The sequence below is a fragment of the Nocardioides sp. Root122 genome (assembly GCF_001425025.1).
Classification (GTDB): Bacteria; Actinomycetota; Actinomycetes; order Propionibacteriales; family Nocardioidaceae; genus Nocardioides.
The window spans coordinates 143,800-158,247 of sequence record NZ_LMDE01000009.1; the positions used below are offsets into that span (position 1 = coordinate 143,800).

Sequence of the window (14,448 nt, forward strand, 5' to 3'; positions counted from 1 at the left end):
GTGAGGCTCCCCGGGCTCGGTGGCTGGCACGAGGACCCGCTCTGGTCCTACGTCTACCCGTGGCTCGTCGAGCACGAGCACCTCGGCGGCCCCGCCTGGCGCGCGGGCACGGGGAGCGAGCTCTCCCTCCTGCACGAGGCCGCCGCCGAGCTCGGCACGCTGTCGGCCGGCTCCCGCGTCCTCGACGTGCCGACCGGTTCCGGCGTCGCCCTGCGCGGCCTGCGGCCGGGCCAGGGCGTCGACCTCGTCGCCGCCGACATCTCGGCCACGATGCTCGAGCGGGCGATGACGACTGCCCGACGTCTGGGCGTGGCCGACCAGGTGACACCGACGGTGGCTGACGTCGCCGATCTTCCTTTCGCGGACGGCACCTTCGACCTCGTGGTGTCCTTCACCGGTCTGCACTGCTTCCCCGACCCGCACCGCGCGATCGAGGAGATGGTCCGCGTCCTGACCCCTGGGGGCGCGATCACCGGCAGCTCGCTCTTCACCGACACCGGACCGCGCTACGCGCCGCTGCGCTGGGCGGGCGCCCGCGCCGGGATCCTCGGCCCCATGTGCACCTCCGCCGAGGCGCGCCGCTGGCTCCTCGACGCCGGCTGCGACCACGTCGACCTGACCCTCGACGGGGGTCTCGGCTACTTCCGCGCACGCAAGGAGCAGTGACATGACCTTCGGAGGACTGCCGACGCGCTGGGAGCCGGCCGGCGACAGCCGCGGCCTCGCCGTCATCGCGCCCGGGCGCGCCTACTCGCCGAGCGCGCCGCTCCTCGACTTCGCGCGGCTCGCGCTCCTGCAGCACGGCTTCACCGTCCTGCAGCTCTGGTGGGACTCCACCGGCCGCGGTGACGAGGAACCCGGTCCCTGGGTACGCCGCCACGTCGAGGCCGCGCTCGCCGCCGAGGACGCCGACCACGTGGTGCTGGTCGGCAAGTCGCTCGGCACCCTCGCGGCGTCGTACGCCGCCGAGCGGGGGCTCGACGCGATCTGGTTCACGCCCCTGCTCGTCGAGCCCGAGGTGGCGGAGGCGATCGCCGCCAACGCCGGCCGGCAGCTGCTCGTGGGCGGACTGGCCGACGAGCTGTGGGACGCAGCGGTCGCCGCCGAGCTCGCCGACAACGGCTGCGACGTGCTCGAGGTCGCGGACGCCGACCACGCGATGGGCACCGGCGACGCCGTGCGCACCGCCGAGATCCACCTCGAGGTCGCGCGGGCGGTCGACACGTTCCTCCGGACCCTCTGAGCCGCTCGGGTCCCCCACGGGCGGGACGAATGTCCTGCAGTCGCTGTCACACTCCTGCGTCGGGCGGTGTCTCCATGTCACCACCACGACAGCAGGAGGACAGATGCCCAGCCAGTTCCGGATCCCGCAGGCCACCATCGACGGCGCCTACGGCGCGCTCATGACCCGCGTCGCGAAGCGCATGTGGGGCAAGGTCCCCGACAACGCCTATGTCCTGTGGCACAACAAGCCCGTGATGAGGGCGGTCTTCGGCTTCGAGCAGAAGGTCGCGAAGTGGACGGCGCTCGACCCGCACCTCAAGGCGTACGCCGAGATGGCCAGCGCCGGCGTGATCGGCTGCTCGTGGTGCCTGGACTTCGGCTACTTCCTGGCCCACACCAAGGGGCTCGACGAGTCGAAGGTCCGCGAGGTGCCGCGGTGGCGAGAGTCGGACGTCTTCACCGACGTCGAGCGCGAGGTCATGGCCTACGCCGAGGCGATGACCGCGACCCCGCCGGCGGTCACCGACGAGATGGTGGCCAGCCTCGACCGCCAGCTCGGCCACGCCGCGGTCGTCGAGCTCACCATGATGGTCGCCGTGGAGAACGAGCGGTCCCGTTTCAACTCCGCGATGGGCCTGGCCTCGCAGGGCTTCAGCGACGTCTGTGAGCTCCCGCTCGCGCAGGCTGGGACGATCACCACGTGACGCACACGGATTCCTTCGCGGCCCACCGCAACCTGCTCTTCACCGTCTCCTACGAGATGCTCGGCTCGGCCGCCGACGCCGAGGACGTGCTGCAGGAGGTCTGGTTGCGGTGGTCCGAGGTGCTGGTCGCGGAGGTGCGCGACCCGCGGGCCTACCTCGTGCGGATGACGACGCGCCTCTCGCTCAACCGGCTGCGCACCCTGGCGCGCCGCCGCGAGGACTACGTCGGGACCTGGCTCCCCGAGCCGCTGCTGACCGCGCCGGACGTCGCCGAGGACGTCGAGCTGGCCGACAGCGTCTCGACCGCGATGCTGCTGGTGCTGGAGACGCTGCCGCCGACCGAGCGGGCGGTCTTCGTGCTGCGCGAGGTGTTCGACCTGGCGTACGGCGAGATCGCGGAGGCGGTCGAGAAGTCCGAGCCGGCCGTGCGACAGATCGCCAGTCGCGCCCGCGCGCACGTGGCTGAGCGGCGTCCGCGGTCGTCCGTGAGTGCTGCGGAGCGGGACGCGGTGATCGAGAAGTTCCGCGCCGCCACCGCCGGTGGCGACCTCCAGTCGCTGATGGACGTGCTGGCGCCGGACGTGGTGCTGATGACCGACGGCGGCGGCAAGGTCCAGGCCGCGCTCAACCCGATCTACGGCCGCGACAAGGTCTTCCGGTTCCTCACCGCGGTCACGCCCGACGCGCTGGAGCTCGAGCCCGTGTGGCTCAACGGCTCGCCGGCGATCCAGTTCGTGATCGCCGGTCAGCGCGACGGCGTCGGCACCATGCTCGTCGAGGACGGCGTCGTCACGCGGCTCTTCCTCGTCCGCAACCCCGACAAGCTCGGCCGGGTGGGCGACGAGGTCGACCTGACGCGGCTCTGACCAGCGTTCGCGGTGGGCGAACCCCGAACCGGAACATGCCTCCGGTTCTCGCGCGTTGACAAGGGCATGACGCAGAACTTCCCGTTCCCCACCTCGCTCCCCGTGGTGTTCCTCCACGACACGGTCGTGCTGCCCGGCATGGTCGTGCCCATCGAGCTCGACGACCAGTCCCGCGCCGCGATCGACGCCGCCCGCCTCGCGCACGACGGCGCGCAGGACGACCAGCCCACCCGCGTCCTCGTCGCCCCGCGGCTCGAGGACCGCTACGCCACCCACGGCGTCGTCGCCGTGGTCGACCGCGTCGGTCGCTTCGCAGGCGGCCGGCCCGCTGCCGTGCTGCGCGCCGAGCGCCGCGTCGCCATCGGTGCCGGTGTCTCCGGCCCCGGTGCCGCCCTCTGGGTGGAGGCCGAGCCCGTCCCCGAGGCGGTCGTGACCGACGAGGTCCGCACCCTCGCGGAGGAGTACCGCACCCACGTGATCTCGATCCTCGAGCGCCGCGAGGCGTGGCAGGTCATCGAGAACGTGCGCCGCCTCGGCGACCCCGACGCCCTCGCCGACGCCTCCGGCTACGCGCCGTACCTCTCCGAGGACCAGAAGCGCCAGGTCCTCGAGACCCCCGACCTCGGCGAGCGGCTGCGGCTGCTCGTGGACTGGACGCGCGACTACGACGCCGAGGACGAGGTCAACGACAAGATCAGCCAGGACGTCCGCGAGGGGCTGGAGAAGAACCAGCGGGAGTTCCTGCTGCGCCAGCAGCTCGCGGCGATCCGCAAGGAGCTGGGGGAGGGCGAGCCCGACGGCTCCGACGACTACCGCGCCCGGGTGGAGGCCGCCGACCTGCCCGAGGCGGTGCGCGAGGCCGCGCTGCGCGAGGTCGACAAGCTGGAGCGCTCCAGCGACCAGAACCCCGAGGCCGGGTGGATCCGCACCTGGCTCGACACCGTCCTCGAGCTGCCGTGGAACGAGCGCACCGAGGACTCCCACGACGTCGCCGCCGCCCGCGCGGTGCTCGACGCCGACCACCACGGCCTCGACGAGGTCAAGGACCGCATCACCGAGTACCTCGCCGTGCGGGCCCGCCGGGCCGAGCGCGGCCTGGAGGTCGTCGGCGGCCGCGGCTCGGGCGCGGTGATCCTGCTCGCCGGCCCTCCCGGCGTCGGCAAGACCTCGCTCGGCGAGTCCGTGGCCCGGACGATGGGCCGGACGTTCGTCCGCGTCGCGCTCGGCGGCGTGCGCGACGAGGCCGAGATCCGCGGCCACCGGCGGACGTACGTCGGTGCCCTCCCCGGCCGCATCGTGCGGGCGATCAAGGAGGCCGGCTCGATGAACCCCGTCGTCCTCCTCGACGAGGTCGACAAGGTCGGCGCGGACTACCGGGGCGACCCGGCCGCGGCGCTGCTCGAGGTGCTCGACCCCGCGCAGAACCACACCTTCCGCGACCACTACCTCGAGCTCGACCTCGACCTGTCCGACGTGCTGTTCATCGCCACCGCCAACGTCGTCGAGCAGATCCCCTCGGCCCTGCTGGACCGCATGGAGCTCGTCACGATCGACGGCTACACCGAGGACGACAAGGTCGCCATCGCCCGCGACTTCCTCGTGCCCCGCCAGCTGGAGCGGGCCGCGCTGACGCCCGAGGAGGTCACCGTCTCCGACGACGCCCTCGGCGAGCTCGCCGCCAACTACACCCGCGAGGCGGGCGTACGCCAGCTCGAGCGGTTGCTCGCCAAGGCGTTCCGCAAGGCCGCCACCCGGCTCGCGACCGGCGACGTCGAGCGGGTCGACATCGACCGGGACGGGCTGGCCGACCTGGTCGGACGGCCGCGCTTCACCCCGGACAGCCACGAGCGCACCGACGTGCCGGGTGTCGCCACCGGCCTGGCCGTGACCGGCCTCGGCGGCGACGTGCTCTACGTCGAGACGTCGGTGGCCGAGGGCACCGCGGGGCTGACGGTCACCGGCCAGCTCGGCGACGTGATGAAGGAGTCCGCCTCCATCGCCCTGTCGTGGGTGCGCGCGCACGCGGTCGAGCTCGGCATCGAGCCGTCAGCGTTCGAACGCTCGATCCACGTGCACTTCCCGGCCGGCGCGGTCCCGAAGGACGGCCCGTCCGCAGGCGTGACCATGGTGACCGCCCTGGTGTCGCTGCTGACCGGGCGCCCCGTGCGCTCCGACGTCGGGATGACCGGCGAGGTGTCGCTCGCGGGCCGGGTGCTGCCGATCGGCGGACTCAAGCAGAAGCTGCTGGCCGCCCAGCGCGCGGGCCTGTCGACGGTCTTCGTCCCGGAGCGCAACCGTCCCGACCTCGACGACGTACCGGCCGAGCTGCTCAGTGAGCTCGACGTGCGCCCCGTCGGACGGGTGACCGACATCCTCGCCGAGGCCCTCGAGCCCTCCGCGGCGACGAGCGAGGGTCACGCCGCCTGATCCCCGGAAATGACTGACTCGAGCGGACCATCGTCCGCTCGAGTCACGTCATGCCGGGCGTCCAGCGTCCACAGCGGTCGACCAGTTGGTCGATCGCCTCAGGCGTCCTCGCCCAGGCTGTCGTCGGCGAGGTTCTCGACGTCGTCGCCGTGGCCCTCGGTCTTGAAGCGCTCGAACGACGCGTGGACCTCGGCCTCGGCCTCGGCGCGGCCGACCCAGTCGGCGCCTTCGACGGACTTGCCCGGCTCGAGGTCCTTGTAGACCTCGAAGAAGTGCTGGATCTCCAGGCGGTCGTACTTGGAGACGTGGTTGATGTCGCGCAGGTGCTCGAGGCGAGGGTCGTGCGAGGGGACGCACAGGACCTTGTCGTCGCCGCCGGCCTCGTCGGTCATGCGGAACATGCCGATCGCGCGGCACTCGATGAGGCAGCCCGGGAAGGTCGGCTGCTGCAGGATCACCAGCGCGTCGAGCGGGTCGCCGTCCTGGCCGAGGGTGTTCTCGATGTAGCCGTAGTCGGCCGGGTACGCGGTCGAGGTGAAGAGCATCCGGTCCAGGCGGATCCGCCCGGTCTCGTGGTCGACCTCGTACTTGTTGCGCTCGCCCTTGGGGATCTCCACCAGCACGTCGAACGTCAGCACGTCTTCCTCCACTCTCCGGCACGCCTGCGGGCCGTCTCCAGGTCACGCTCCGCTGTGCCCGACCGAGAGCCCGGCGCGAAGTCCTGGGGGCAGTGTCGCGCACAATGGCCCCGATGCGCGAAGCGAGAGGGTCGAAACGTCGAGGACGTGAGGTACGCCACTTCCTGGGCGCGTGGGTGCCCGTGCTGCTGGTCCTCGCCCTCCTGGGCGCCTGTGTCGGCGCCTACCGGTTCGAGTGGGGTCCGCGCTACCTCCCCGGGCTGGCCGCCGACCCCGTCACCGAGCCCGAGCAGGTGCTGCCCCCGGCCGGGCTCGAGCTCCCCGCCTGGAGCACGCCCACCCCGGAGGTGCAGGCGGCCAGTGCCGCAGGCGTGCTCGCGCCCGACCGTGTGGCGAAGGCCGTCACGAAGGAGCTCGCCGACCCCGACCTCGGACGCCACGTCGTCGGCGCCGTCTCGACGCTGACCCCCGGCTCGGAGGTCTGGACCTCCGGCGACGGCACCTACCTGCCCGCCTCCACCACCAAGCTGCTCACCCTGGGCGCCGCCCTGGCCGCCCTCGGCCCGGACCACACCTTCACCACCCGCGTCGTGCGCGGCGAGGGACCCCGTGAGGTCGTGCTGGTCGGCGGGGGAGACCCGTTGCTGGCGAGCAAGCCGCTGACGGTCGCCGAGCGCGGGTCGACCTACCCCGCCCGTGCCGACGTCGCCACCCTCGCCGTCGAGGTCGCCGAGGCGCTCGGGGGCACGGGCCGGGTCAGGGTCCGCTTCGACGACAGCCTGTTCAGCGGCCCGACCGACAACCCGGCCTGGCGGCGCGACTACGTCCCCGACGACATCGTCAGCCCCATCACCGCGCTGATGGTCGACAGCGGCATCGCGCCTGACGGCCAGGAGCGCTCGGACGACCCCTCGCTCGCCGCCGCCCAGGCCTTCGCGACCGCCCTCACCGCCGCCGGCGTGAAGGTCGCCGGGGCGCCCGAGCGGGTCGTCGTAAACCCCGAGGCGGAGGAGCTCGCATCCGTCGAGAGCGCGCCCCTGTCCGAGGTCGCCGAACGCATCCTCGACGTCAGCGACAACGAGGGCGCCGAGGTCGTCGGCCACCACGTCGGCCTGGCCACCTCCGGCACCGGCTCCTTCGAGGCCGGAGCGGCCGGCGTGACCAGCACGTTGCAGGACCTCGGCATCGACACCGGCGGCGACCGGCTCCACGACGGCTCGGGGCTCTCGCGGCGCAACCGGGTCAGCACCGCCACCCTGCTCGCGCTGCTCCAAGGCGCCTCCGGGCCTGACACCGACCTGCGCAGCCTGGTCACCGGCATGCCCGTCGCCGGGTTCACCGGCTCGCTGACCTACCGCTTCGACGAAGGGCCTGCCGTCGCGCGCGGCCTGGTGCGCGCCAAGACCGGCACCCTCACGGGCGTGCACGCCCTCGCCGGGATCGCCGTCGGCCGCGACGGCACGCCCCTGGCGTTCGTCTTCGCCGCCGACAAGGTCGCGGACGCCGACCGGTACGACGCCCAGGACGCCCTCGACCGCGCCGCGGCCGCCCTCGCGGCCTGCACCTGTTCGCAACCCGCCGCCTGAGGACAACCCGGCTACTGTCGAGCCCATGAGCCTCGTCGACTGGGACCTCGCCGTCACCCTGGGATCCCGGGTGTCCGGGCCGGGGCCGGACGTCACGCCCGAGGAGGCGGCCGCGGCCGTGGTCGAGCTGCGCGAGGGGGCCGAGAGGTCCACGCCGCTGGTGAGCGAGTTCACCGGGCTGCGCACGACCGCCGGCACCGCGCCGGTGCTGGTCGTTGACCGGGCCGGGTGGATCCAGGCCAACGCCGACGGCTTCGCCAAGCTGCTCACGCCCATCGTCGACAAGCTCACCGAGAAGAAGGGGCCGCCGAGCGGGCTCTCCGCAGCCGTCGGCTCGCGGGTCACCGGCGCCGAGGTCGGGCTGATGCTCGGGTTCCTCGGCTCCAAGGTCCTCGGCCAGTTCGACCCCTTCCACGCACCGCACGGCCGGTTGCTGCTGGTGGCGCCCAACATCGTCCACGTCGAGCGCGAGATCGACGTCGACCCGCACGACTTCCGGCTGTGGGTGTGCCTGCACGAGGAGACGCACCGCGTGCAGTTCACGGCCAACCCGTGGCTCGGCGAGCACCTGCTGGCGCAGATGGGTTCGCTGGCCGACACGATCGAGCCCACCGCGCTGCTGGAGGGGCTGCGCCGCGGCGCCGAGTCGATCCGCAGCGGCGGCGGCAGCGTGCTCGACCTGGTGTCCTCGCCTGCGCAGAAGGAGATCCTCGACCGGGTGACCGGTGTGATGTCGCTCCTCGAGGGCCACGCCGACGTCGTCATGGACGGCGTGGGGCCCACGGTCATCCCGTCCGTGGCGCAGATCCGCAAGAAGTTCAACCAGCGCCGCCAGGGCGTCGGCACGCTGGACAAGCTGCTGCGCCGCCTGCTCGGGCTCGACGCCAAGATGGCGCAGTACCGCGACGGAGCCGTCTTCGTCCGGCACGTGGTCGACAAGGTCGGCATGGACGAGTTCAACGCCGTCTGGACCGGGCCGGACTCGCTGCCGTCCAAGGCGGAGATCGAGGACCCCGACGCCTGGGTCGCCCGGGTGCTGTGACGCTCCACCCCTCGGTCGCCGCCGTCCGGCTGCCCGTCCGTGGGTTCCTCTCGGAGCTCGCCCCGGGTGACGTGGTGGCGGTCGCGTGCAGCGGAGGCGCCGACTCGCTCGCCCTCGCCTCGGCGTCGGTCTTCGAGGGGCACAAGCTCGGAATGCGCGTCGTCGGCGTGACCGTCGACCACGGGCTGCAGCCCGGTTCGGCCGGCCAGGCGGACCGCGTGGTGGCGCAGCTCGCGGCGCTCGGCGTCGACGAGACCCTCACCGCGCGGGTCGCCGTCGACGCGGCCTCGGGCCTCGGTCCGGAAGCGGCCGCGAGGGAGGCGAGGTACGCCGTCCTGGAGGAGGTCGCCGCGCACCTCGGCGTCGCGAGGGTGCTGCTCGGCCACACACTCGACGACCAGGCCGAGACCGTCCTCCTCGGCCTGGCCCGCGGCTCGGGCGGCCGGTCGCTGCAGGGGATGCGGCCCGCCTTCGGGGTGTTCGCGCGCCCGCTGCTCGGCGTACGCCGCGACGACACCGTGACGGCCTGCCAGGTCGAGGGCCTCGAGGCGTGGGACGACCCGCACAACCACGACCCCGGTTACACCAGGGTCCGGGTGCGCGAGCGCGTGCTCCCAGTGCTGGAGGACGAGCTGGGGCCGGGGGTCGCGGCCACCCTGGCCCGCACCGCTGAGCAGCTGCGCGACGACACCGCGCTGCTCGAGGAGCTCGCCGACCGGGTGCTCGCCGACGCCCGGTGCCACGGAGGCCTCGACGTCGACGTGCTGCGCGCCCAACCGCCCTCCCTGCGCCACCGCGCCCTCCACCGGGCCGCCCTCGAAGCCGGAGTGCCGGCCGCCGAGCTCACCCGTGCGCACGTGCTCGAGGTCGACCGGCTGCTGGTCGACTGGCGCGGCCAGCGCTGGATCGACCTGCCCGGACCACGTCGCGCCGCACGCCGCAACGGCATTCTGGCCATCGAGGCGCCCGCAGGGCGATAAGGTCGCGTCCTCGGAACAGGGGGTGCACGTGGCGAAGGTGCTCGTGGTCGACGACGACCAGGACATGCGTGACCTCATCGAGCTCGTCCTGCGCAGGTCCGAGCTCGACGTGGTGGCGGTCGGCAGCCCCCTGGCGGCGCTCGACCTGGTGCCGGACACCTCGTTCGACCTCGCCGTGCTCGACTGGAGCATGCCGCAGATGGACGGTGGCGAGCTCTGCGCCCGACTGCGGCAGGTGCCCGAGCTCGAGGGTCTCCCCATCCTGATCCTCACCGCCTACGCCGACTCCGCGACGAGAGACAGCGCGTTCGCCGCCGGCGCGACCGACTTCATGTCCAAGCCCTTCACGCTCAAGGACCTCCGCGGGGTCGTCGCGACCCTGCTCAGCGGGACCTGACCGAAACGCCTGCCGACGGCGGCGATCGAAAGTAAAGTCGCGCGCATGGCGCAGCGGCGAGCAGTCGACCTCGCTGCGGCATTGCTCGTGACCGTGGCTGTGGTGCTCTACGCCGTCGTCGACGACTTCCTCCTGGACAACCTGCTCTACACCGGCACGATGGTCGCCGCCGGCATCGCGGCGTGGGTGGGCGCGGCACGCGCTCCCGATGGGCTGAAGCTCGTCGGCCGCCTGATCGCTGCCGGCATCTCGCTCACCGCGCTGGGTGACACCATCTGGGTGGTCCTCGATGCCGCCGGGATGTCCACGGACGTGTCCGTCGCCGACCTGCCGTGGTTCGCGTCCTACGTGCTGCTCTGCGCTGCCTTGGTCATCGTGCTGCGCCGCAGCGGACCGGGTCTCCACGACGTCGACTTCACCGTCGACGCGGTCACGATCGTCGTGGTCAGCGTGCTGGTGCTGTGGGGCCGCGCGATCGAGACCATCGTCACGGACGACTCGCTCCCGGTCCTCGTGCGAACCATCTGGGCGGCCTACCCCGTGGCGGACGCCGTGCTGCTCGCCCTGGTGGTCCGCGTGCTGGTCAACAAGACCGCGCGGAGGTGCCTGGAGCCCGGGTTCGCCGTGGGCGGCGTGCTGTGGATGGCAGCGGACATGGCCTACCTGCAACCGGTCGCCGGTGCCGACGGCATCCTGATGGACGCGGCGTGGATGATCGCCCCCGTGCTGATGGCGCGGAGCGTGTGGCGCCTTCGCGCACCGGTCCCGGCTCCGGCCGGTCGGCGTCGCCCGGCGTTCCAGCTCGCCATCGCGATCGTGCCGCTGCTCGTGCCGCCCACCCTGGAGCTCGTCTCGGACCTGCGAGGAGGACCGGACCGCCCTCTGCAGCTCATGCTGGGCGCAGTCGCCCTCACCCTGCTCGCCTTCGTGCGGATGGCACGGCTGATGCGCTCGGAGGAGCGGGCCCTCAGCGAGCTCGAGACCGCACGCGACGATGCGCTGGCTGCTTCCCGGGCCAAGTCGATGTTCCTCGCCACGATGAGCCACGAGATCCGTACGCCGCTGACGATGGTGCTCGGCGCCGGCGAGATCCTCGCGGACACCCCGCTCGACGAGCTCCAGCAGGAGATGGTCACCCGGATGCGCCGGTCGGGCCAGTCGCTGCGGTCGCTGGTCGACGACGTCCTCGACTTCTCGCGCATCGAGGCGGGACAGCTCGAGGTCGCCCGCGTGCCCTTCGACCTGGACGCCGTCGTGGAGGAGGTCGCCGAGCGCTGCCGTCCACGGGCCGCGGCCGTCGGCGTGGCCTTCGAGGCGGTCCTCGCGGACGAGGTGCCGCGTCGTGTCGTGGGCGACCCGGACCGCCTGGTCCAGGTCCTGGGCAACCTGCTGGACAACGCGGTGAAGTTCACCCACGACGGTGGTGTGCGGCTGGACGTACGGCGGGCGCGGAAGGACTGCGTGCTCACCGAGGACGGGATCGAGCTCACCGTCACCGACACGGGGATCGGCATCGCCGAGGAGGACCTCGAGACCGTGTTCGAGTCGTTCACCCAGGTCGACGGCTCGACCACCCGGCGCTACGGCGGCGCCGGCCTCGGGCTGGCGATCAGCCGGCAGCTGGCCGCGCTGATGGGCGGGACGCTCGAGGTGACCAGCGCCGTGGGCACGGGCAGCGCCTTCGTGGTGCGCCTGCCCCTCCCGGTGGCGCCCGACGACGTGCCTCCCGGCTCGCCGGTGCACGGCAGGCTCGCCCGGCGCGAGGAGTCGCGGCACACCGCGACGACCTCGGGCTGACCACCGCCGGCGCCGCGCCCTAGGCTGCAGCCATGGACTCGTCCCACGTGGAGCACGACCTCGTCAACGTCCTCTTCACGGAGGAGCAGATCCAGCAGCGGCTGGCCGAGATGGCGGCCGAGATCACGGCCGACTACGAGGGGCGTGACCTCCTCGTGGTGGGCGTCCTGCGCGGCGCGGTCATGGTGATGGCCGACCTGTCCCGGTCGATGCCGCGCCACCTGGAGATGGACTGGATGGCCGTCAGCTCCTACGGCTCGGGCACCAAGTCCAGCGGCGTGGTCCGCATCCTCAAGGACCTCGACACCGACATCAGCGGTCGCGACGTCCTCATCGTCGACGAGATCATCGACACCGGCCTGACCCTGAGCTGGCTGGTCAACAACCTCTCCAGCCGCAGCCCGGCGAGCGTCGAGATCGCCACGTTGCTGCGCAAGCCCGAGGCGCTCTCGATGCCCGTCGAGCCGAAGTACGTCGGTTGGGACATCCCCAACGAGTTCGTCGTCGGCTACGGCCTGGACTACCGCGAGAAGTACCGCAACCTGCGCGACATCGGCACCCTCGCGCCCCACGTCTACTCCTGATCGGGCGAGGCCTGAGCGGGCGGACGCCTCGCCACGCTTCACCCCGCCTGAAACAATGGGCGCCCGAGCGACGTGTACCGTCGCGATCCCACCTCCGAACCGGTGAAAGTTGCCTGTGAAGCGCATATTCAAGGGTCCCTGGCTCTGGATCGCCCTGTCCGCCCTCGCGGTGATGCTGGCCATCCAGTTCCTCGTGCCCAACGACGGCTACGACGAGGTCCGGACCTCGACCCTCTCCAAGTACATCGCGGCCGGCCAGGTCGACGAGATCGAGTTCAACGGGGTCGACCACGAGATCCGCGCGACCCTCGACGAGGGCACCCGCGACGCCGGTGACAAGGTCGTCACCCACTACATCGACGGCCAGCAGGAGACCCTGCTCGCGGCGGTCGACGAGCAGATCGCGGCAGGCAAGACCACGTGGTCCGACTCCGACTTCCCCCAGCCGAGCTTCCTGGGCTCGCTGCTCGCCACCCTCCTGCCGTTCGCGCTGATCATCTTGCTGTTCATCTTCTTGATGAACCAGGCCCAGGGTGGTGGGGGCCGCGGCGTCATGCAGTTCGCCAAGTCCAAGGCCAAGCTGATCACCAAGGACATGCCGAAGACGACGTTCAGCGACGTCGCCGGCTGCGAGGAGGCGATCGAGGAGCTCGGCGAGATCAAGGAGTTCCTCACCGACCCGGCCAAGTTCCAGGCCGTCGGCGCCAAGATCCCCAAGGGCGTCCTGCTCTACGGCCCGCCCGGCACCGGCAAGACCCTGCTCGCGCGCGCCGTCGCGGGCGAGGCCGGCGTGCCGTTCTACTCCATCTCCGGCTCCGACTTCGTCGAGATGTTCGTCGGCGTCGGCGCCAGCCGTGTGCGCGACCTCTTCGAGCAGGCCAAGGAGAACCCACCGGCCATCGTGTTCATCGACGAGATCGACGCCGTCGGCCGCCACCGCGGCGCCGGCATGGGCGGCGGCCACGACGAGCGCGAGCAGACCCTCAACCAGCTGCTGGTCGAGATGGACGGCTTCGACGTCCGCGGCGGCGTCATCCTCATCGCCGCGACCAACCGGCCCGACGTCCTCGACCCGGCGCTGCTGCGACCGGGCCGCTTCGACCGCCAGATCGGCGTCGACGCCCCGGACCTCAACGGTCGTCACCAGATCCTCAAGGTGCACTCGCGCGGCAAGCCGATCGCGCAGGACATCGACCTGCTGAGCATCGCCCGGCGCACGCCCGGCTTCACCGGTGCCGACCTGGCCAACGTGCTCAACGAGGCCGCGCTGCTCACCGCGCGCAACAACAAGAAGCTCATCACCGACGACGCCCTCGACGAGGCGATCGACCGCGTCATCGCCGGTCCGCAGCGTCGTACGCGCCTGATGAGCGAGCGCGAGAAGCTCATCACCGCCTACCACGAGGGCGGCCATGCCCTCGTCGCCGCGGCGCTTCCGGGCACCGACCCCGTGCACAAGGTGACGATCCTGCCGCGGGGCCGCGCACTGGGCTACACGATGGTGCTGCCCGACCGCGACAAGTACTCCCAGACCCGGAGCGAGATGCTCGACAACCTGGCCTACATGCTGGGCGGGATGGCGGCGGAGGCGCTGATCTTCCACGACGTCACCTCCGGTGCCGGCAACGACATCGAGAAGGCGACGGGCCTGGCCCGAGCCATGGTGACCCAGTACGGCATGACCGAGCGCCTCGGCGCGGTCAAGCTCGGTGACAGCAACTCCGAGCCGTTCCTGGGCCGCGACATGGGCCACACGCGCAACTACTCCGAGGAGACGGCGGCCGCGGTCGACGAGGAGATCAAGGCGCTGCTCGGCCAGGCTCACCAGGAGGCCTTCGAGATCCTGGAGACCAACCGCCACGTCCTCGACGCCCTCGTGCTGGAGCTGCTCGACAAGGAGACGCTCGACAAGGCGGAGATCGCCGCGATCTTCGAGGCACTCACGATGAACCCCGCCCGACCGGCGTGGACGGGCTCACCCGAGCGGGTGCCGTCGTCCATCCCGCCGGTCGACATCCCGCAGGAGATCCGCGACCGGGTGAACGCCGATGCGGCCGCCCAGCAGGCGGAGACCGAGGGCGGTGCGATCCTGACGCCGCCCGGAGCCGGGGGAGACGTGCACGGCGGTCCCCAGCCCCACCCGGACACGCCGACCCCGCCGAGCCCGGGCGCGCCGTGACCGACCCGATCACGGTGCCGGAGG

The 14,448-nt window shown here is 72.1% G+C and carries 13 protein-coding genes; 12 read left to right on the forward strand and 1 reads right to left on the reverse strand.

All coding sequences use genetic code 11. The annotated features are described in order from the left end of the window. The 5 genes from ASC64_RS07950 (at window position 1) to lon (ending at window position 5,221) form a co-directional block, all read left to right on the forward strand. On the forward strand, window positions 1-666 hold the full coding sequence (locus ASC64_RS07950; RefSeq protein ID WP_056907006.1) for a class I SAM-dependent methyltransferase: 666 nt from the start codon (window positions 1-3) through the stop codon (window positions 664-666). A gap of 1 nt (window position 667) precedes the next feature. Beyond that, on the forward strand, window positions 668-1,243 hold the full coding sequence (locus tag ASC64_RS07955; protein ID WP_056907007.1) for an alpha/beta hydrolase: 576 nt from the start codon (window positions 668-670) through the stop codon (window positions 1,241-1,243). A gap of 103 nt (window positions 1,244-1,346) precedes the next feature. Further along, on the forward strand, window positions 1,347-1,928 hold the full coding sequence (locus ASC64_RS07960; protein WP_056907008.1) for a carboxymuconolactone decarboxylase family protein: 582 nt from the start codon (window positions 1,347-1,349) through the stop codon (window positions 1,926-1,928). A gap of 56 nt (window positions 1,929-1,984) precedes the next feature. Continuing rightward, entirely contained in the window at window positions 1,985-2,794 is an 810-nt protein-coding gene (locus ASC64_RS07965; protein ID WP_056907224.1) for an RNA polymerase sigma-70 factor, read from the forward strand. Between the two features lie 66 nt (window positions 2,795-2,860). Then, on the forward strand, window positions 2,861-5,221 hold the full coding sequence (gene lon, locus ASC64_RS07970) for an endopeptidase La (protein ID WP_056907009.1): 2,361 nt from the start codon (window positions 2,861-2,863) through the stop codon (window positions 5,219-5,221). Between the two features lie 98 nt (window positions 5,222-5,319). Here lon and ASC64_RS07975 read toward each other — a convergent pair whose 3' ends face one another. Continuing rightward, window positions 5,320-5,871, reverse strand: coding sequence for an inorganic diphosphatase (locus tag ASC64_RS07975; protein ID WP_439956800.1), 552 nt, complete (start codon window positions 5,869-5,871; stop codon window positions 5,320-5,322). 101 nt (window positions 5,872-5,972) lie between these two features. Here ASC64_RS07975 and dacB point away from each other — a divergent pair, with 101 nt between their 5' ends. The 7 genes from dacB (at window position 5,973) to ftsH (ending at window position 14,424) form a co-directional block, all read left to right on the forward strand. Then, complete coding sequence (gene dacB, locus ASC64_RS07980) at window positions 5,973-7,445, forward strand: D-alanyl-D-alanine carboxypeptidase/D-alanyl-D-alanine endopeptidase (protein ID WP_156385085.1); 1,473 nt, start codon at window positions 5,973-5,975, stop codon at window positions 7,443-7,445. A 25-nt stretch (window positions 7,446-7,470) separates the two neighbouring features. After that, window positions 7,471-8,487 carry a zinc-dependent metalloprotease gene (locus ASC64_RS07985; RefSeq protein ID WP_056907011.1) on the forward strand — a complete coding sequence of 339 codons (1,017 nt, stop codon included), beginning with the start codon at window positions 7,471-7,473 and terminating at the stop codon, window positions 8,485-8,487. Then, the gene (gene tilS, locus ASC64_RS07990; RefSeq protein WP_056907012.1) at window positions 8,484-9,467 is read left to right on the forward strand and encodes a tRNA lysidine(34) synthetase TilS; all 984 of its coding nucleotides are present in this window, start codon (window positions 8,484-8,486) and stop codon (window positions 9,465-9,467) included. Before ASC64_RS07985 ends, tilS begins: the two co-directional genes overlap by 4 nt. 28 nt (window positions 9,468-9,495) lie before the next feature. After that, entirely contained in the window at window positions 9,496-9,864 is a 369-nt protein-coding gene (locus ASC64_RS07995) for a response regulator (protein WP_156385086.1), read from the forward strand. Window positions 9,865-9,909: 45 nt separating this feature from the next. Further along, window positions 9,910-11,661, forward strand: coding sequence for a sensor histidine kinase (locus tag ASC64_RS08000; RefSeq protein WP_082550294.1), 1,752 nt, complete (start codon window positions 9,910-9,912; stop codon window positions 11,659-11,661). A gap of 32 nt (window positions 11,662-11,693) precedes the next feature. Next, on the forward strand, window positions 11,694-12,245 hold the full coding sequence (gene hpt, locus ASC64_RS08005) for a hypoxanthine phosphoribosyltransferase (RefSeq protein WP_056907014.1): 552 nt from the start codon (window positions 11,694-11,696) through the stop codon (window positions 12,243-12,245). Window positions 12,246-12,417: 172 nt separating this feature from the next. Beyond that, window positions 12,418-14,424, forward strand: coding sequence for an ATP-dependent zinc metalloprotease FtsH (ftsH, locus tag ASC64_RS08010; RefSeq protein WP_200937614.1), 2,007 nt, complete (start codon window positions 12,418-12,420; stop codon window positions 14,422-14,424). The last annotated feature ends 24 nt before the right edge of the window (window positions 14,425-14,448 follow it).